At 40.9% G+C, this 19657-nt stretch carries 22 protein-coding genes; 1 reads left to right on the forward strand and 21 read right to left on the reverse strand.

Annotated features, from left to right (window positions below):
• Positions 1–3 precede the first annotated feature (3 nt).
• From spoIVA to M2353_RS10680, 8 genes are all read right to left on the reverse strand, one after another.
• Positions 4–1482 (reverse strand): stage IV sporulation protein A, encoded by a 1479-nt coding sequence (gene spoIVA, locus M2353_RS10645; protein WP_008344534.1) that lies wholly within the window; start codon positions 1480–1482, stop codon positions 4–6.
• Positions 1483–1687: 205 nt separating this feature from the next.
• Positions 1688–2413 carry a hypothetical protein gene (locus M2353_RS10650; RefSeq protein ID WP_007500961.1) on the reverse strand — a complete coding sequence of 242 codons (726 nt, stop codon included), beginning with the start codon at positions 2411–2413 and terminating at the stop codon, positions 1688–1690.
• Positions 2414–2431: 18 nt separating this feature from the next.
• Positions 2432–2635 carry a DUF2768 domain-containing protein gene (locus M2353_RS10655; protein WP_024718503.1) on the reverse strand — a complete coding sequence of 68 codons (204 nt, stop codon included), beginning with the start codon at positions 2633–2635 and terminating at the stop codon, positions 2432–2434.
• 266 nt (positions 2636–2901) lie between these two features.
• Positions 2902–3939, reverse strand: a complete 1038-nt coding sequence (locus tag M2353_RS10660; protein WP_035702907.1) for an NAD(P)H-dependent glycerol-3-phosphate dehydrogenase — start codon at positions 3937–3939, stop codon at positions 2902–2904.
• A gap of 14 nt (positions 3940–3953) precedes the next feature.
• Positions 3954–5264, reverse strand: a complete 1311-nt coding sequence (gene der, locus M2353_RS10665; protein WP_008344528.1) for a ribosome biogenesis GTPase Der — start codon at positions 5262–5264, stop codon at positions 3954–3956.
• 159 nt (positions 5265–5423) lie between these two features.
• Positions 5424–5618 carry a capping complex subunit for YIEGIA gene (locus tag M2353_RS10670; protein WP_008344527.1) on the reverse strand — a complete coding sequence of 65 codons (195 nt, stop codon included), beginning with the start codon at positions 5616–5618 and terminating at the stop codon, positions 5424–5426.
• Between the two features lie 6 nt (positions 5619–5624).
• Positions 5625–6509 (reverse strand): YIEGIA family protein, encoded by an 885-nt coding sequence (locus M2353_RS10675; protein WP_039165753.1) that lies wholly within the window; start codon positions 6507–6509, stop codon positions 5625–5627.
• The gene (locus M2353_RS10680; protein WP_425332873.1) at positions 6506–7117 is read right to left on the reverse strand and encodes a YphA family membrane protein; all 612 of its coding nucleotides are present in this window, start codon (positions 7115–7117) and stop codon (positions 6506–6508) included. The genes M2353_RS10675 and M2353_RS10680 overlap by 4 nt, the downstream gene beginning before the upstream one ends.
• 118 nt (positions 7118–7235) lie before the next feature.
• Between M2353_RS10680 and M2353_RS10685 the strand changes: the two genes are divergently transcribed.
• Entirely contained in the window at positions 7236–7367 is a 132-nt protein-coding gene (locus M2353_RS10685; protein WP_008344525.1) for a YpzI family protein, read from the forward strand.
• Positions 7368–7543: 176 nt separating this feature from the next.
• On the opposite strand, the gene fni is transcribed toward M2353_RS10685, so the two are convergent.
• From fni to M2353_RS10750, 13 genes are all read right to left on the reverse strand, one after another.
• Entirely contained in the window at positions 7544–8611 is a 1068-nt protein-coding gene (gene fni, locus M2353_RS10690) for a type 2 isopentenyl-diphosphate Delta-isomerase (RefSeq protein ID WP_046343860.1), read from the reverse strand.
• A 14-nt stretch (positions 8612–8625) separates the two neighbouring features.
• Complete coding sequence (gene rpsA / locus M2353_RS10695; protein ID WP_008344519.1) at positions 8626–9777, reverse strand: 30S ribosomal protein S1; 1152 nt, start codon at positions 9775–9777, stop codon at positions 8626–8628.
• Positions 9778–10000: 223 nt separating this feature from the next.
• A complete protein-coding gene (cmk, locus tag M2353_RS10700; protein ID WP_072368265.1) occupies positions 10001–10678 on the reverse strand; it encodes a (d)CMP kinase in 678 nt (225 codons plus the stop codon).
• 71 nt (positions 10679–10749) lie between these two features.
• Complete coding sequence (locus M2353_RS10705; protein ID WP_008344514.1) at positions 10750–10932, reverse strand: YpfB family protein; 183 nt, start codon at positions 10930–10932, stop codon at positions 10750–10752.
• Positions 10933–10995: 63 nt separating this feature from the next.
• The gene (locus M2353_RS10710; protein WP_007500975.1) at positions 10996–11643 is read right to left on the reverse strand and encodes a flagellar brake protein; all 648 of its coding nucleotides are present in this window, start codon (positions 11641–11643) and stop codon (positions 10996–10998) included.
• Positions 11644–11745: 102 nt separating this feature from the next.
• On the reverse strand, positions 11746–13095 hold the full coding sequence (gene ypeB, locus M2353_RS10715) for a germination protein YpeB (RefSeq protein ID WP_008344510.1): 1350 nt from the start codon (positions 13093–13095) through the stop codon (positions 11746–11748).
• Between the two features lie 16 nt (positions 13096–13111).
• The gene (gene sleB, locus M2353_RS10720; RefSeq protein WP_008344509.1) at positions 13112–14023 is read right to left on the reverse strand and encodes a spore cortex-lytic enzyme; all 912 of its coding nucleotides are present in this window, start codon (positions 14021–14023) and stop codon (positions 13112–13114) included.
• 132 nt (positions 14024–14155) lie between these two features.
• Complete coding sequence (gene prsW / locus M2353_RS10725) at positions 14156–14812, reverse strand: glutamic-type intramembrane protease PrsW (protein WP_008344507.1); 657 nt, start codon at positions 14810–14812, stop codon at positions 14156–14158.
• Between the two features lie 155 nt (positions 14813–14967).
• Positions 14968–15939, reverse strand: a complete 972-nt coding sequence (locus M2353_RS10730; protein WP_024718498.1) for a YpdA family putative bacillithiol disulfide reductase — start codon at positions 15937–15939, stop codon at positions 14968–14970.
• 124 nt (positions 15940–16063) lie between these two features.
• Positions 16064–17338 carry a Glu/Leu/Phe/Val family dehydrogenase gene (locus tag M2353_RS10735; RefSeq protein WP_007500982.1) on the reverse strand — a complete coding sequence of 425 codons (1275 nt, stop codon included), beginning with the start codon at positions 17336–17338 and terminating at the stop codon, positions 16064–16066.
• A 196-nt stretch (positions 17339–17534) separates the two neighbouring features.
• Positions 17535–18113, reverse strand: coding sequence for a genetic competence negative regulator (locus tag M2353_RS10740; RefSeq protein ID WP_007500984.1), 579 nt, complete (start codon positions 18111–18113; stop codon positions 17535–17537).
• Between the two features lie 164 nt (positions 18114–18277).
• Positions 18278–19066, reverse strand: coding sequence for a metallophosphoesterase (locus tag M2353_RS10745; RefSeq protein WP_048001875.1), 789 nt, complete (start codon positions 19064–19066; stop codon positions 18278–18280).
• A gap of 87 nt (positions 19067–19153) precedes the next feature.
• On the reverse strand, positions 19154–19606 hold the full coding sequence (locus M2353_RS10750) for a DUF2663 family protein (protein WP_007500988.1): 453 nt from the start codon (positions 19604–19606) through the stop codon (positions 19154–19156).
• Between the last annotated feature and the right edge of the window lie 51 nt (positions 19607–19657).

Consider the following 19657-nt stretch of genomic DNA (forward strand, 5'->3'; position numbering starts at 1 on the left):
ATCCTATAGAATAATCGCGATCAGACCGCCTGATCCTTCGTTAATAATTCGTTCAAGCGTTTCCTTTAGTTTATACCTTGCATTTTCCGGCATCAGCGAGAGTTTTGCTTGAATGCCTTCTCTGACAAGCGAGCTGAGTGAGCGTCCAAATATATCGGAATTCCAGATAGAAAGCGGATCATCCTCAAAGTCTTGCATTAAGTATCGGACGAGCTCTTCACTTTGTTTTTCTGTTCCGATAATCGGCGCAAACTCACTTTCTACATCTACCTTAATCATATGAATAGATGGTGCGACTGCTTTTAATCTGACGCCGAATCTTGATCCTTGCCTAATGATTTCCGGCTCATCTAAACTCATATCCGACAAAGCTGGTGCCGCAATTCCATAACCAGTCTGCTTCACCATTTTTAAAGCGTCAGACACTTGATCATACTCCGTTTTCGCATGTGCAAAATCTTGCATGAGCTCAAGAAGGTGATCTTTGCCCCTAATTTCCACACCAACCACTTCTTTTAGGATATGATCATATAGATCATCCGGCGCATACAGATCAATTTCTGCGATCCCCTGACCCATTTCAATGCCCGCTAAGCCCGCTCTTTCGATAAAATCGAATTCACTGAACTGACCTACCACTCGGTCAACATCTCTTAATCTCTTAATATCCTTGACGGTTTCTTTCACTGAATCCTGATAACTCTCTCTTAGCCAATGATCTTCTTTTAGTACCATGACCCAGCTTGGCAGGTTCACATTCACCTCAAGCACTGGGAATTCATATAATGCTTCACGAAGTACACTGAGGACGTCTTGTTCTCTCATACTTTCGACACTCATCGCGAGTACAGGAATATCATATTTTTGACTAAGTTCCTGCCGCAGTGCTTCTGTTTCAGGGTGATAAGGTCTCACAGAGTTGATCACCATAATAAACGGCTTTCCAACTTCTTTGAGTTCGTCAATGACACGTTCTTCTGATTCAATATAGTCATGTCTTGGGATTTCCCCAATTGATCCATCTGTTGTAATCACAACACCAATGGTTGAATGCTCTTGAATGACCTTGCGTGTACCAATTTCCGCTGCTTCATGAAACGGGATTGGCTCTTCATACCACGGCGTATTAATCATTCTCGGACCATTTTCATCTTCATACCCGCGTGCACCAGGCACGGTGTAGCCTACACAATCGACAAGCCTAATGTTGACATCCAGACCGTCGCTCACGTGAATGGATGCCGCTTGATTTGGCACAAATTTTGGCTCTGTGGTCATAATGGTTTTTCCTGCTGCGCTTTGCGGCAATTCATCCTGTGCTCTTGCACGGTCTGCCTCATTATTGATATTCGGGAGCACCACGAGCTCCATAAACTTTTTAATAAACGTAGATTTCCCTGTACGAACAGCTCCAACGACTCCTAAATATATATCGCCTCCTGTTCGTTCAGCGATATCCTTGAAAATATCGACTTTTTCCAAGTGATCCCCTCCCGGACTTGCTATCCTCGTTTTCAAATAAAATACTCTATACTTCAATCAAACGGTGCTTGAAAGGTGTCAGGACAATATATGTGTATGACGTTGTCCTATTTGAATATGACACCTTTTTTGTTTTGAGAGTATGTTTAGCCATAAAAAAACCTTTCTCCTCATTTATATGCAGAGGAGAAAGGTTCATTCTTGTTTATGACGTCTTTTTTTCTAAAAAAGCCGGCTCACCTTTTTTGTTGATCGTATATGGAACAGAAAACGCTGGTACAAACGGGGTTTCCTGCCAATAGACATCTTGAATATTTTCACCTGGTTTCAGCTTTTGTTTCGTATTTTTCAAAATCTGGGCAAAATCACTGCGATAGTCAACATAGATTTCGCCATTTGAGGAAATCAGTAATGGAAGTGATTCACCCGTGACAGGGCTCGTCACTGTAGGCGGTGCTTTTAACCCTAGTTTTTTTTCATTTAACGTATATAAATCTTTGGATACTACTTTGCCATATGGCGGATATGTATGTTCATCTTGATATATTTTGATCCTTAGACGTAATTCACTGATCGTTTGTGTCATTTTGACATCAAGCAGTTTCACCGTTGGATTTTGTTCGACGTCTGTGAGGACATAGATATATTCGCCCCCGCCTTCAAAAGATGTCGACGGTACATCGTGTAAATATCTTGGTGACAGACGCTTAAAGTCAATGACATACTTCTGATAAATAGGTGTGTCGCCTTCTTTTGTTTCAATCGGTAAAAGGCCATTTGTCGCTTTTTGAAAGTCTTCAATCGCTGTCTGCACACTTTGCAGCTGCTCTTTATATGGCACGCGGTTTTCAGCTTTGCGATTCTCTGGATAGAGGCACCCCGTAAGTAAAATAAGTGTTAACAGCATGACACTGATTTTTGCTTTGATCATCACATTCTTCCTTTTTCTTTATTCATTGACCGGCCCGCTAACTACAACTAAAAACACAATGATACCTGATATGAGCATCAAGCTGTACGCAACAGTCGAAGCTGTTATTTTCAGAAATCGGCTCTTCAGCTTAAACCTACTCAAATAAATGGTTACAACGGCTAAAAACATGAGCCCCATTGAACCAAGCGCAAACCACATCTTGATTAAAGCAAAACTCATCGTGCCTGTCCCCCTTTAATATAAACGAATTGTAAGCGTTTATATTTCATTCTAAACCAAAATTAAGTAAAATATCAATCATTTTTCCAATCATTCAGAAAAAAGTGAATAAAAAAACTGAAGCAAAGAGGGGGACTCTGCTTCAGTCATTAGGTCGACTATTTTTCCTCATTCTGTAGAGGCAAAGCTCTATTCAAACTTCATTGTTATGTTATGCAAGTCTTCCCCTTCTTGCATCCTCTACACGCCTAAGTTCAGTCTTCCAATTACTTTGTTTGGTTTTCGAACATGTTCACAAGGTCTTCCATCTCATGTGTTTTCACACGTGCCATCAAAGATTCTACAGCATCGTCAACCTTTTTCCCTTCAAATAGGACGCCGTAAAGAGCCTCTGTAATCGGCATGCTGACCTTGTATTCTTTGGAGAGCTGATAAGCGCCTTTTGTTGTGCGGACGCCTTCGACAACCATCCCCATTTTTTCAAGCACTTCTTCGAGCTTATATCCTTTACCGAGTAAATTCCCGCAGCGCCAGTTACGCGAATGAACACTTGTACATGTGACAATCAAATCTCCAACACCTGTTAATCCGGCAAATGTAAGAGGGTTTCCTCCCATTTTTGTGCCGAGGCGGGCGATTTCAGCAAGACCCCTTGTGATGAGCGCTGCTTTCGCATTATCGCCATATCCGAGTCCGTCTGTGATCCCTGCCGCAAGAGCGATGATGTTTTTCAGCGCCCCGCCAATTTCCACCCCAATCACATCAGGGTTGGTGTACACTCTAAAATGATTGTTCATGAACAAATCTTGAACAAATTGAGCTGCTTCAATATGTTCTGACGAGACAGTCACAGTTGTCGGATGACGCAAGCCAACTTCTTCAGCGTGACTTGGTCCTGACAGAACAACCACTGCTTCCCTTTTCGCTTCTGGGACTTCTTGTTCAATCATTTGAGAAATTCTAAGAAGCGTATCTGGTTCAATTCCTTTACTGACATGAACAAATGGCACCTTTGACGTAATGAACTCATTGGCCTGTTTCAATACTTCTCGAATAGCCTTTGTTGGCACAGCGACAATAATCGCATCTGTCCCTTCTAGTGCCTGTTTCATATCTGTTGTCGCTTGAATAGACGCTGGCAATGCAACATTAGGCAAGTAATCATGATTTTCATGTTTCTCATTGATTTGATCAATTAATTCTTGTCTATGTCCCCACATGTGTACATCATGATGATTATCAGCTAATACAAGCGCAAGAGCTGTTCCCCAGCTCCCTGCTCCAAGTACTGAAATTTTCTTCATCCTGCTCACCCTTTTTATTTTCTCGCTCTCGCAAATATTTTAATTGGTGTTCCTTCAAAACCAAATGCATCTCGAATTCGGTTTTCTAGGAAACGCTCATAAGAAAAGTGCATAAGTTCTGGATCATTTACAAACACAACAAAGGACGGCGGTTTGATCGCCACTTGTGTTGCATAGTAAATTTTCAGACGCTGTCCGTTATGGGTCGGCGTTGGGTTCATTGCTACGGCATCCATGATAATATCATTTAGAATGTTAGTTTGAACGCGCATCGCATGATTTTCACTAGCGGTAATGATTGTTGGCATTAACGTGTGAATTCTCTTTTTCGTAAGAGCAGACATGAATAAGACAGGTGCATAATCAAGGAATTGAAAATGCTCGCGAATGTTTTGCTCAAATTCCTTCATTGTACGCTCGTCTTTTTCAACAGCATCCCACTTGTTCACAATGATCACAACGGCTTTACCCGCTTCGTGTGCGTAGCCGGCAATACGTTTATCCTGTTCAATAATGCCTTCTTCACCATCAAGAACAACAGCGACAACATCCGATCGATCAATGGCTTTCAACGCACGGAGTACACTGTATTTCTCTGTTGTTTCATAAACTTTCCCTTTTTTTCTCATACCGGCTGTGTCGACAATGACAAAGTCACGTTGGTTGTACGTAAACATTGTATCTACAGCGTCTCTTGTTGTACCAGCGATGTTGCTGACAATGACACGTTCTTCACCGAGCATCGCATTCACCAAAGAGGATTTCCCTACATTTGGGCGGCCGATTAAGCAGAACTGGACCACTTCTTCATCATACTGTGTATCTGGTAAGTTTTTGAAATGCTCTGCGACAGCATCAAGCAGATCACCTAGACCGAGTCCGTGCGTTCCAGAAATCGGATACGGTTCGCCAAATCCAAGTGCATAAAAGTCATACACGTCGCTTCTCATTTCAGGGTTGTCCAATTTATTGACAGCAAGTACGACAGGTTTTTTCGTGCGATATAAAATTTTTGCGACTTCTTCATCCGCAGATGTGACGCCATCTCTTCCATTGACCATAAAGATAATAACATCCGCTTCATCCATTGCGATTTCAGCCTGATGGCGAATTTGCGCCAAAAACGGCTCATCTCCAATATCAATTCCACCAGTATCTATTAAATTAAAGTCATAATTTAACCATTCAGCAGAGCTATAGATTCGATCTCTTGTTACACCAGGTGTGTCTTCTACAATCGATATTCTTTCGCCTGCGATTCGATTAAAAATTGTAGATTTTCCAACGTTGGGCCTTCCAACAATGGCTACGACAGGTTTACCCATAGTACCCTTCCTTTCAATCCAGCCGCGATTCAATATGTTCATCATCATGTTTCAACCGGGATTTATAATTTTCATTCAGTTTTATGAAATAAACCCTTCAAACATGAAGGGTTCAACTTATATATTATATCAATTTTTAATCAGACCACAATGAATAACTTAAAAATGTTTGACGATCAAGTAAAGATCTTCTCCAATGCCGTGTGCAATTCCATCTAAAATGGCCTCTAAATTCATGGCATACATGTCGAGCTCTTCTTTATTTTCACAGAAAAAAACGGCTGTTCCGCCAATGACCCGCTCTTTATTTGTTGTCGCCACAGCCAATATAAATTGTTCAATGGTGTTCGCCATGCCCTATTACCTCACTTTCTTTTTAATGAAATCTGTCGGCATTCTAATGGCATTTTCTAAAATAGGCACCTCTTCTAATACACGGACAGCTAAATCTTCACGCTGCCATTGCGGTAAAATGAATACGCCAAGTGTGCCATTATTCAGATCACGTTTTGCGAGCGGACAAAGCGATGGTTCACCAGAATCTCGGTATACACCAAGCACGTTGGATAAATCAAATAAGATAGCTTGCCGCTGCCCAAGGTTTGCGATGGTTGTGGCCGAGTTAAAATTCTTCGGAGTCAAGATGAACCCCATTCCATGCTCTAAAATCAATTTTTGCTTTTCAGGCAGCCCGATATTCATAATGTAAATATCATTTACGTAAAGTCCTGCGCCGTCAAAACGAAGTTCCCCTTTTTGAATATTCACGATATCCTTTAATTGGCTCCCTGACATTAATAGTTTTGCCATGAAAAAACAAAGAATACCGACCACGGTCCCAACGACGAGCGAAAAGAAAATACAGGCGGTCGTTGTAATAAGGGCAGTAAGAATGGCAATATAATTTCTACTTTCAAAGGCGATCGCAATGCCTTCGATATATGTACTGCCTCGTGAGACAAGCTCATACGAATCCATTTGGGTCAATGTATTTCTTTCCATATTACGCACATCACGAAATTGCGTGGCTGCAAGCGTCAGAAAGGTAATTGCAGTGAATTCTTCCTGGATCAGCGCAGGCATAATAATAGCACCAAGCCCTGATGCGATAAAACCTAGCGCAATGTGAATCACTTGTCCATGAATATATGTGGGATATTGCCGATAATCAGTTCTTAGCATATAGAGCCTAGCCGCCATCCCAAAGATGACACCAATAATCACAGGAAACGTGTAATTTGTCATGTTGATTTTGCAGCCCCTTTTACTGGTTTTCTAGATGAACGGGTGTTCAAGAGTTTTTCAAGCTGACCTACACCTAATAGAAAGACAGCTCCTTGAACAGCCATGGAAAGAAACGAGAGATCTCCTATGACAATGGAAGATGTGAGGCGATGAATCGTAAGCGCATAAAGGGCTTCCCCCAGACATATAGCCATCATCCATAAAGTGATCCGTTCCGTTAACTGATGCCCATATGTTAAACACATCAAGATCAGCAAGGCAAATACAACCCAGTCCACCTTTATTATCGTGAACCAAACTGGATCATATAATGCAAAAATCATAAAAAAGGCATACGCACTGACCATGGAACCTAATTGCATGATTCGCATGATTCGCATGATTCGATGAGCAGGCCGAAAGATCACGAATGACATGCAAGCATATAAAAAGGTCATCAAAAATCCTGCATTGATCCTAATGTCTAAAATAGAAACCATGACATGACTGCATATAATATGAATGAGAACACATACGCCCAGCACATTGCGCCACGTGCTTTTCTCCATGATAAATGTCACCATAATCCAAACGAACCATATTGACCAATAATAGTACAATGCCTCCAACCCTCATCACCTCAATTACATTATGGGAAAATCTCCAATTTTTAAACATATGAGAAGGTGCGGGATTTGCATGAAATAAACAAGAGGTGACACCCTAATAGTTGAGGAGGGATGTATGATGGGTAAGGATAGACAGGAAAAACGCCTTAAGGCGTCAAGAAGAGTTGAGTCTGACCGTGATCAATCCATTCATCACAAAGGGGCAACAACTTTAGAAGGCCCGGAAGACGCTCGCAAAAGAAATCAATAAAAAAAAGACATGTGATTACCACATGTCTCAGCGTGCAGACAAACCCTCGCATTCAGTGTCAGTCCTGCGCATTGGTGCTCACGAATGTCAAATTCGCTCCGCAAAAAGGAGCTGTCTTTCATAGACAAAAAAAGTTTTCTTTCACGCTGAAAAGAAGACAAAGGGCTACATTTCATTTAGTCCTTTGTCTTCTTATTTCTTAAACTATAGTACGTAGTATCCACGCCTCTTTCTTTCAGCCAATGACTTGTTTCCCCTGTAAGCACAATCGGAGCTTGCCTTAGCTCCTCCATTGTTTTCATGCCAAGTACTGTCATCAACATCTTCACATCATCTTGTAGATCAATGATATCAGAGATGAGGCCCTTTTCTCCTCCACTCGTCAGGGATTTTAAGAAAAAACCGGCTAATCCAACGGCAGACGCACCAAGAGCAATTGATTTTGTCACATCAAGTGCATCTTGAATGCCTCCAGAAGCTAGGACGGTTTGATCTGGAAAGGCTGTATGTACTTCAGCCAGACTCGCTGCAGTTGGAATTCCCCACTGGTCAAAATAGCGAAGTGCTTTTTGACGGCGCAGGTTCTCGATTTTAGAAAAATTCGTTCCCCCAAATCCACCTACATCAACAGCAGCAACTCCAGCATCAAATAATTTCTTTGCTGTTTCCTTACTCATCCCAAATCCAACTTCTTTGACGACAACAGGCACCTCAATTGATTCAGTAATGGCTGCGATCCGCTCAACAGCACCTCTGAAATCACGATCTCCTTCAGGCATGACGATCTCTTGAATCACGTTTAAGTGAATTTGGAGCATGTTTGCCTCCAGCATGTCAACGGCATCCCGTGCTTGCTGAATTGTCGCCTCACTGCCTAAATTGGCAAAAACGAGTCCATCCGGATTTACCTTTCGAACCACTTCATACGTACGACGTTCGTCTGCATCTTTCAGTGCAGCCATTTGTGATCCGACTGCTACTGGAATATTGGTTTCCTTCGCTGCGATAGATAAAGAGCGATTAATCTCATAGGTCGATTCTCCGCCTCCACCAGTCATTGCATTGATAAAAATTGGCGAACCGAAAGTCAGTCCGCCAATTGTCGTATGTGTATCAATTTGTGATGTCGCAAGATCTGGTAAACTGGCGTGAACGAAGGAAACATCTTGTAAACCTGTTGCTGCATGCTGGCCAGTCGACAAAGCATGCTCAATATGCTGTTTCTTTCTTTCTGCTCGCGTCAATTTTGATCACCAAATTATTTTAGTTTATTGAGTTTATCACCAATCAGGTCACCAAGCTGGAATCCGCTTGTATTTTCTTCTTTCGCCTGATATTGACGGTAATCCTCTTCGATTTGTTTTTCAGGATTCTCTTCTAATTCACGAATGCTAAGTGAAATGCGCTCTTCATCTTCATTGACATCAAGCACTTTCACTTTCACAGTCTGCCCTTCTTCAAGGACTTCTTGAGGAGTACCGATATGTTTGTGTGAAATTTGGGAAATATGCACAAGTCCTTCTACACCTGGCAGAATTTCAACAAATGCTCCAAAGCTCACAAGACGTTGAACGGTTCCTTCAAGAACATCACCTTGTTTTACCTTTTCACCAATTTGGCTCCAAGGTCCTGGTAATGTTTCTTTAATAGATAGTGAGATACGTTCGTTATCGCGGTCAACAGCAAGAACTTTGACTTTCACTTCCTGTCCTTCTTCAACAACGTCAGATGGCTTTTCGACATGCGCATGGGATAGTTGAGAAATGTGAACTAATCCATCAATGCCGCCAATGTCAACAAATGCACCAAAGTCAGTCAGGCGCTGCACTTTTCCATCAATCACACTGCCTACTGCAAGCTTTTGCAGGAAGTCTTGCTTCTTGTCTAATTGTTCTTGCTCAACGACTGCACGATGCGATAGAATCACGCGGTTTTTTTCGCGGTCAAGCTCTACCACAACAAGCGAGAGTGTTTTTCCTTTGTAGTCAGTGAAGTCTTCTACATAGTGTGCCTCAACAAGAGACGCAGGAATAAATCCGCGAACACCAATGTCGACCACTAGACCACCTTTGACAACGTCTTTTACTTCTGCTTCAAATACTTCTTTTGTTTCAAACTTTTTCTCTAGGTCTTCCCAAGCGCGGTCTGCATCAACAGCACGTTTCGATAAAATCAAAGCATCGTCTTCGACCTTTGTTACTTTAAGCTCTAACTCGTCGCCATCTTTCACGACATCTGATGCTTTTTCAACGTGAAGACTTGATAATTCACTGATTGGGATGATCCCAGGTTGTTTCACATTGACGATATCTACATTGACATGCTTGTCCTCAACTTTAGAAACAATCCCTTTCACTACATCTCCAACCTCTGGTACCTGAACATCGATTTGATTCATTTCCTCTGTCATTTCGATAACCTCCTTGGTCCAAACCTACACAGCTTAGTTAAAACGACTGGGTGAATATGTGTCCTTAGCATGATGATTGCCAGCCGAATATGTATTATAGAAACATTCAAATCAACAGAATTGCTTGAATGATCAATAAAAATAGTATTAGTATAAACTTCTAATAAAAGACCTTGTTTGTCAAGAGATAAACCTCTAACTTATAAAAGTTTTCTAAAATTTCTTACTGTTTTTCTACACGCTCTGCTGCATCTAAAATTTTACCTGCAACCTCTTGAATAGAAAGGGAAGTCGTGTCAATTTCAATGGCATCATCTGCTTTCTTCAGCGGTGATACCTCCCGCTCAGAATCAAGCTTGTCACGTCTTGCAATCTCTTCGATCAGCTGATCGTAGTTGACATCATAGCCTTTTTTCTGATTTTCTTCAAAACGACGTTTTGCTCTTTCCTCTACTGACGCAAGCAAGAAAATTTTCACTTCTGCATCTGGAAGAACATGCGTGCCAATGTCTCTTCCATCCATGACGACACCGCCTCGGTTCCCCAGCTCTTGCTGCCTGCGGACCATTTCTTCCCGGACAGCTCGATGCTTTGCAACAACAGAGACTTGATTGCTTACGCGGTCTGTTCTGATGTCTTCTGTGACATCGATCGTGTCTAAATGTACTTTTTGACCTTCGTCAGTTGACACAAGTTCAATGACTGTGTTTTTCAATAACACATCAAGTGCCTGTTCGTCTTCAAGGTCTACGCCTTGATTGAGTGCTGCAAGTGTAATTGCGCGGTACATCGCACCTGTATCGATATAAATATATGATTTTTTCGCTGCGACAATTTTTGCCACAGTGCTTTTTCCTGCTGCAGCAGGACCGTCAATTGCGATAGATAATTTCTTTTTCATAATACCTCTCCTTGATTGAATCTCCCTTATGAATTGTAACACGATCACCGCTCAAACGGGGGAATTTTCTATCAATCCTTTTGCTTAAATGTCTCAATCCAATCTTCAATGCTCATGTTATTCACACCCTCGTATTGTACGACTTTTGACAAAAATAGTTCTCCTTTCGTCAAGTGAAGGGTGACCTGAACCGCCAAAAGCAGAATGAGCTGAATAAGCACTGCTTTGAATAACCATCTTTCCATTGTTTTCATACAAAAAGCCTCCAACGCTAGATTCTTCCTCTCTAGTATGGAAGCTTTTGACAACCTTTATTCTTATACTTTTTTCACACGTGTTAGAAGCTGCTGCTGGAAGCAATACTTCATGATGTGTTGCTGGTGGTCGTTTGTGATTTCAGTAAATTCCATGATCGCTCTTGTTTTCCCCGTCTGTTCATCTTGATAAACACGATTCATTTCTGCAATCGCTTTAATTTTCACTGGTTCTTTAAGTGAAAGTTCAAACTCTGTGACGACCTCGCCATATTCTTTTAGTGAGACACCTTCTGGAACGGCAATTGCTACACCGCCAGCACTCATATTGACAATAAATGTGTCGAAGGTTTCTTCACCATTTTGCGTAATGGACGCTTTCACCATCGTATCCACTCGAAGATATTCTCTTCGCTGAAGCCGAATCATTTCTTCTTTTGGCGGAATCGAAACGACAATCATCGGGATATCTTCTTTTCTTTTCCCAATGACTTTGCTTGTACATTTGTATGGAATTTGATTTTCATCGAAAAAGAAGACGGTGATTTCTGTTTCTTGATTTAAATAGATCGTGCGCCCCGTTTCTTTATCAGCTGGATAATTAATGCAAATATCATCGTTATTATTTTCCAAAACTTTCGATTTTGCGGTTTTCACTTCTTTGTTCTCATTGACATACTCAATTGTGATTGCATCCCCTATTTGTAACATTCCTCATCACTCTTTTCATCTGTGAAATCGTATCCTCTCTTATATTAAACCATGTATAAAACAAAAGGAAAAGGCTTATTCGCCTTTTCCTCGCTTCCTTTTTTATAGGTCTTTATATATAGGTTCTGCATTTTTTAGTTTATCTACTCTTTCTTCTTTTCCAGTATCTGCATTAATGAACATTCGATACGTGTCGTTTTTAATGGTTCCTAAAAACTCATAGCAGAGAACTTCCTCTGACATATCATTTTGAACAAGAGCTACATGTGTATCCTCGATCTTCACATGTTTATTTAAGGTCTTTTCAGCTTCTTTTCGAGAAATCTTTGGTGCTTTTATGTCGCGTTTTCTGTGATTCATTAAATAGTCTTTCGCTGAGAATCCCACAACCTCACCATCATCTAAAGCGACTTTCATTCGAATACTATCTGGATAAAGCAATACGTTATTCTGTAAAGGTACATAGGTAAATACGCCGATATTATCAAATTGCGCACTCTCATCTAAATGAAATGATTCAGTATCGAATCCATGCTTCTTTAAGAAACTTAGTGCTTTTTCTGAGGCATCATTTAAACTGATTTTTTGTTTTTTCACTTCTCGGTTCTGAAGAAGATAGACAGGATGGCCGCCTTTTTCAGTCAAGTCTAAATAAAAGTTTGCCCGATTGTCTGGGTCAGACATTGACAGGCTGTAGACATCACGGTTCGTTTTACTCCCACTTTTTCTCACCTTAAAATCTTTGTTATGGTCAGGCGCAAATTGCTGGGCGATACGGATCGCTTCTTTTTTTGAAATCTTTTGCCCTTTTAAGTGATTGTAGCCTTGCGTTTCTGATTCAGTTGACACATTTGTAGGGCCAAGATCAACATCTGCAAACGCATCAGCATTTCTCTCAACGGTTTTCAATCCGTCAATGATGGTGTTGTCATTTTTTCGATCTCCATCAGCCAGTGCCATTTCAACATCCATCCATTTTAAATTTTTGTTGAGTACGAGATGCTGCACTTGTCTAAGCTCGTTTTGAATATCTGCCGCTTGATCATATAAAGTGGTAATGGTTTTGTGTGTATCCTTGTTTAATGGTTCATCTGATAAAGATTTAAGTGACGATTTGTAGCTAAAGTCACCGACATTCGCTAGAAACTCTTCTGTTTTGTTAAAAGGCATCAATGTGAGCGGAAGCTGGCTGACATTGTTATGCGCTTCTGATGACATTCTCCATACATCTGCAAGTGCTGGAGATATAGATGTTTGGCTGTTCATCGCAAGTGTTGCGCCAAGTTTATCGTGCAGCTGATCGACTTGATACGTTAGATCATGGAAGGCTCTTTGATAGTTGTTCTCTGCATGAAGCAGCACTGCATCTTTTTCTTGATGCTCCTTATAGCCCCAGTATCCTGTTGAGATGACAGCAATTCCTAAAATAGCAATCAATATTCCTCTGATCATTTATTTACACCTCTTTTTATTCACAGAAAATATGTTTCCCGATTCGTTTAATTTGTGGCCTTCCCCAAATCCATGGGCTTGTTGCTGTATCAGGATTAAAGTAATAAACGGCGCTTTCAGATGGGTCCCAGCCATTAATGGCATCAAATACTGCCTTTTTAGCGGTTTCATTTGGCGCCATATAAAATTGTCCATCTGCTACAGCGGTAAACGCAAGCGGTTCAAAAATGACACCAGCAATCGTGTTTGGAAAGGTCGGGTTGTTTAAACGGTTTAAGATGACGGCTGCGATCGCTACCTGTCCTTCATAAGGTTCACCTCTCGCTTCACTATAAACAGCTTGTGAAAGGAGCTGAATGTCATTGCTTGAAAAACCACCTGGCATGTTGGCTGCTGTTTGTTTCGGCGTTTGATTTGCTTGACCATTTCCTGACTGCTTTCCAGACGAGCTGTTTCCTCCGCTTTGACTTTTTTGATTCTCTTTTGCACCTTGTGCTGTCTTTTTTTGCGTGTTTCTTTGCGCAGGAGCCTTTGTTTGCTGATCAAGAGGTTTCCCGCCATAGTGCGTAAACTGATTCCCTTTTTGCAACTGCTGTTGCACAAACTCTTTATAGTATTTCGTCTTTTGAACTAATAGGCTTTTTGTTTTTTCCCCTACGAGTCCATCAACTTTCTTTACACCAAACTGGCTTTGAAAATTGCGCACGGCCCAGTAAGTTCCCCAGCCATACACCCCGTCTATTTTTCCATTGTAAAAACCATTGTATTGGAGCCTTGCCTGGAGCTCGACGACATCTTCTCCTGTAGCTCCCCGCTGAATCACTTGATTTGTGAAAGCTTCACTTTTTTCAGCTGTCATCAATGAAGACGCGAGCAGAACAATTGAGAAGATAAGGACGATTTGTTTCATAAAACGAGCTTTGTCCATATTTGATCCTCCTGTACTTTTGATGTTTGAATATATGTTTCTTCCGATCCCTATTTTTATACATTCATCACAGGAGGGAATTGGATGGAAAAGACAAAAAACGCCCTAAAGACGTATAGGACGTTTTCCAATTTAAATTTGTACCATCTTCACCGCACGGGCTTTTTTGGCTTTCCGCAGACCAAACCACCATAAAAAAATCATGAATGGCAACATAATATATCCCCAATTTTTCATGCCAAGAAGAATGAAATCATATAAGCCATGAAAAAGGATAGGAAGTATTAAAGAGAGAATCAGCCATTTTCGCTGCTCTTTTTTATCAGAGAAGCGAGCTTTACCTATATAAAATCCCATCACCACACCAAATAAAGCGTGGCTTGATACAGGCAGCAAGGCACGTGTAAACGCGTACTCTACCCCATGACCCACTAAGTACAAAATATTTTCAAGTGTCGCAAATCCAAGCGAGACACTTGTTCCATAGACAATCCCGTCATAGTGTTCATCAAACTGTACGTGCGCATAGACACTGACCATTAAAATAAACCACTTTAATGATTCTTCTAAAAATCCCGATGTCACAAATGAAATCACGATAGGATTCGTAGCGATATTTTCCTCTTGGAGGACATACTGAATAAACATGGTTGGAAACACAAGTATGACACCTAGCATAAAAGATCTGATGACCATATGAACCGGCTCATTGTCGTATTGATCTTTCAAATAAAAATAACTTAAAAGTGCGATGCCGGGAGCTAAACCTGCTGAAATGATTGCGATCATAATCAGACCTCTTTCCCTACATTATCCTTTATTATCGTACCACGAATCACCCCTTTTTTATATGACTCGAGCCCATTTTCCCAAAAATAATCTTCTATATAATCCCAATTTACATAAAAAAGAACTGAATCCCTTAGAAGGACCCAGTTCTTTTTTTACCCGTTGATTCTTTTGTTGATTTCTTCTGCAATTAACCCGCCATGAAATCTTCCATTTTCAATGAAAATTTCGTTGGCGTTGTTACCAGCTGCAATGACCCCTGCAATGAAAATACCTTCTACATTTGTTTCCATTGTTTGTTCATCAAATGCTGGGCGGCCTGATTCTGGATCGATTGTTACACCCATTTTTTCTAAAAATGAATGATCAGGATGATAACCTGTCATCGCAAACACATAATCACTTTTCACTCGATCCGTTTGGCCCTGCTGGTTTGTAAAGACAATATCCTGTTCTGTGATTTCCTTCACCTCTGCACCGAACTCCATTCGAATGGTGCCATTTCGAACAAGCGCTTCAAACTCTGGTAAAATCCAAGGTTTGATGCTGGATGAATATTCAGTTCCTCTATATAAAACCGTCACCCTGCTTCCGCATTTCACAAGTTCCAGGGCAGCATCAACACTAGAGTTCTTCCCGCCGATCACCGTCACATCTTTATCAAAGTAGGGGTGTCCTTCTTTAAAATAATGATACACATGAGGAAGGTCTTCCCCTTTTACATTCATATAGTTAGGATGATCATAGTAGCCAGTCGCAATCACAACATAGTCACATGTATAGTCGTCTTTTGATGTATTTACCGTAAAACGGCCATCTTTTTTCGTCACAGCGTTTACCTTTTCAAAAGCATTCACACGAAGGCTTTTTCGTCTGACCACCTCTCGGTAATAGGAAAGCGCCTGAATACGAACGGGTTTCCGATTTTCAGTGATAAAAGCGACGTCACCGATCTCAAGCTTTTCACTTGTACTGAAGAAGGTTTGGTGTGTAGGGTAATGATAAATACTGTTGACCACATTGCCCTTTTCAATCACAAGTGCATCAATCCCAATTTGCTTGAATGCAATGGCAGCTGATAGACCGCAGGGGCCGCCTCCTATTATGATCGCTTTTTCTTGTTTCATTTGTTCCACTCCTGTCGTTTCACTGCAATAACAATTGCTGGGCTGTTTGATTCTTTGCATGATTCCATAAAAAAATCTCCTATTTAAGGATAGGAGATTTTAAGGCGCGATGCAAATAAGTCGCTTAAATCCAGCCTCTGAATCGAGAAGCTTCAGCCATTTTACGTACACCGACCATATATGCTGCTAGTCGCATATCAATACGGCGGTTTTGCGCCATTTCATAAATATTATTAAATGATTTCACCATCATATCTTCTAAACGAGTTTCTACTTCTTCTTCTGTCCAGTAGAACCCTTGGTTATTCTGAACCCATTCAAAGTAAGAAACAGTCACTCCACCCGCACTTGCAAGTACGTCTGGAACAAGCAGTACACCACGATCTGAAAGAATTTTTGTCCCTTCCAATGTCGTTGGTCCATTTGCTGCTTCTACGACAATTTTGGCTTTAATGTTCGCCGCATTATCTTCTGTAATTTGATTTTCAATGGCTGCAGGTACTAAGATATCACAATCTAGCTCAAGCAGCTCTTGGTTTGTAATTGTATCATTAAATAATTTAGTGACGGTTCCAAAGCTGTCACGTCGGTCAAGCAAGTAGTCAATATCGAGACCATCTTCATCATACAAACCGCCGTAAGCATCTGAAATTCCTACGATTTTCGCTCCGGCATCATACATAAATTTAGCCAAGTAACTTCCTGCATTTCCGAATCCCTGAACGACAACACGAGCCCCATTGATGTCAATTCCTTTTTTCTTCGCCGCTTCTTTGATACAGATCGTTACACCTTTTGCCGTTGCAGTATCACGTCCATGTGAGCCTCCAAGAACAATTGGTTTTCCTGTAATAAATCCTGGCGAGTTAAATTCATCAATTCTAGAATACTCATCCATCATCCATGCCATGATTTGAGAGTTTGTAAACACATCTGGCGCTGGAACATCTTTTGTTGGTCCAACGATTTGACTAATTGCGCGAACATATCCGCGGCTTAGTTTTTCAAGCTCCCTAAATGACATTTCTCTTGGATCACAGATAATACCGCCTTTTCCTCCGCCATAAGGAAGATCCACAATACCACATTTTAAACTCATCCAAATTGAAAGCGCTTTTACTTCTTTTTCAGTAACGTTCGGGTGGAATCGAATTCCGCCTTTTGTTGGACCGACAGCATCATTATGCTGCGCACGATAACCAGTGAAAATTTTCACCGATCCATCATCCATACGTACTGGAATTTTGACCGTTAATAGGCGAATTGGCTCCTTCAGCAATTCATACACTTCTTGCGGATAGCCCAATTTATCAAGCGCTTTATGTATGACGGTTTGAGTTGACTTTAAAACATCTAGCTTATCTTCTGCGTTATGAGCGGCGTTTTGATCGGCTGCCATTAAAATAAACCCCCTAGAAATCTTTCATGATCTACTGCTCCCTTTCAAGCAATAGTATACACCTTCGTACTGGTAAAGCAAAGGTAAAAAGCGTTTTTTATCAAAATAAAATATCAGCGTTTATAAATATAAAAATGGATATAAAAAAATACTGTTGTTTCATCACAACAGTATTAAATATAATAGAAAAAAGTGATTAAAAATACAGTTGAATCGTTTTCACTGCATCTTCCTGCATGATCACTTTTCCGTATTCTTTTAACCGGTGAATGGTTAATGTCGTCGGAGAACCGAACTCCGCTAAAATAGAAATGACCGTATCTGCAGACAGTTCTTCGAAATCATCTAGGCTGAGAAAATATTGACCTTCATAATGGTAAACTGTACCCCCCAAAAGTCCAATACGACTTAAACTATGGGACAGTTGAATCACATCTTCAAACGAGGCAAATTGATAGAGCACATGCTTGCTCTCGTCGAGCTTGACTTGCATCTCAATGTAATCTTCATCAAACTCATCATCAGCATCTTCCTGCTGACTCTTTGTCACAATGACGACCATCCCCTGCGCCTGAAGAGAAAATACTTCAACAGCAATCGGTCCATTCGCTTCAAAACCGAGCTCCTGATTCGCTTCGTTCATCATGTCTTTAAACAGCTGATGAACTTTGAACGAATCTTTCCAAAGGTCTTCTTTCGTAAGACCTCGGTCTGTCAGATCATCTAGTGTGAGAAAAATTTTGATTTTATTATAATTCAGACGCTCTAGCCGCATAACGTTCCCTCCTGCCTCTTCTAACACACATCATACTGTAGTATATGAGATGATGAGTCATAGGTTCTTAATTTTGTATTCAGTTTACACTGTGTCAAGACGGAAGACAAGCATGAAGCTATGCTTACGGTGACTTTTATGGAAAATATTGATGGGGCATCAACTTAGCGCGTTTTTAGCGGCATTAAATAGATCAGATGGGTTTCTGGTTCTGCTCCAAGACGCATCGGAATCTTTGTTGTTCCGTAACCATTACTAATCAGAAAGAAAGCACCTTTGACTTGGCCTGTTCTTCCTTTTTCATACGGACCAAATTTCCCAATGCGAATTTGACCCCCATGGGTATGACCGCTCAAAACGAGATCAATTCCCTCTTCTTCACTCATCAAGTGATGCACATCTGGGTTGTGTGATAAAAGGATATTCACATCTTCTTTGACAAACTCCGGCCGTATCGCTTCATAATCTGCTTTTTCAAGCCGGATATCATCGATTCCGCCTATTTTAATGGGCTGTCCTTCAAAATCCCACACAGCCGTCTCATTTTGCAATGTCGTCACCTGATAGGTATGGAGGATGTCTTTAAGTTTTTGCTGATGCAGCTCATGGTCGTTATTCCCCCACACAAAATACACCGGGGCAATCCTTGCTAGACGTTTCACATTTTCTTCGACTCTAGCATAAGGGACTCCCTTTTCAGCTAAGTCCCCGCCGATCATAATGACATCAGGTTGCTGCTCTTCCACTTCCGCTAATAAAGTATCACTAATTAGACGGCGATGTGTATCAGAAATAAAGAAAATGACAGCAGGTCGATCTGACTTAAGTCCTTCTATTGTAAAGTAATGCTTTTTGATGTTGTTTTGTTTTGCCGTTTTCACCATTTTCGCTGTTACACACACACCTGTTGTCACAGCCGCTATGGCAGCAGTAAATCCAATGGCATATTTCATTATGAATGACTCCCTTGTATCAGCTTTCTTTTATAGGACGCTTGAATGAAAAAAGACGTTTCAACTGTTTAAACGTCTTTTGCTCATTTATTTACTTTCATAATAGAGATTGATGTCATATTGAGTCTGCATGAAGTGAAAAACGGCCTCGCGCTCTTTCCACTGATTTGATTGAGGCCATAAATCTGTGCTTTTCTGTATAATTTCACATCTGAGCTTATGATATTCATCCTCAGCCTTTTCTTCTTTTTTCTTATAATAATACGATGCGTAAAAAGCAAACACTTCAGCCATGATCCAAAACAGAAACACCTCATGGCCAAGCAATGTGGCAATCATCGCTTCCGGCTGCAGGGAGCCCCCGCTATTAGCTGTTATCACAAAATAAAACAGAAGAATCGCAAGTGATAAAAGGGCTGTCCATTGCCACCTTTTGCATTGTTTTGCAAATCCCTCGTATTTGCGTTTCCTTTTGATCAATGTTTCAATCATTTTCTGTGTCGGCTGATCCATATAGCGGCTGATTGCGTGCAATGTCATCACATACACCCTTGTCCCTTTTTTCTACATATGTATGTGCTTTTCGATTCA

It is taken from the genome of Bacillus aerius, assembly GCF_029894105.1.
GTDB lineage: Bacteria > Bacillota > Bacilli > Bacillales > Bacillaceae > Bacillus > Bacillus altitudinis.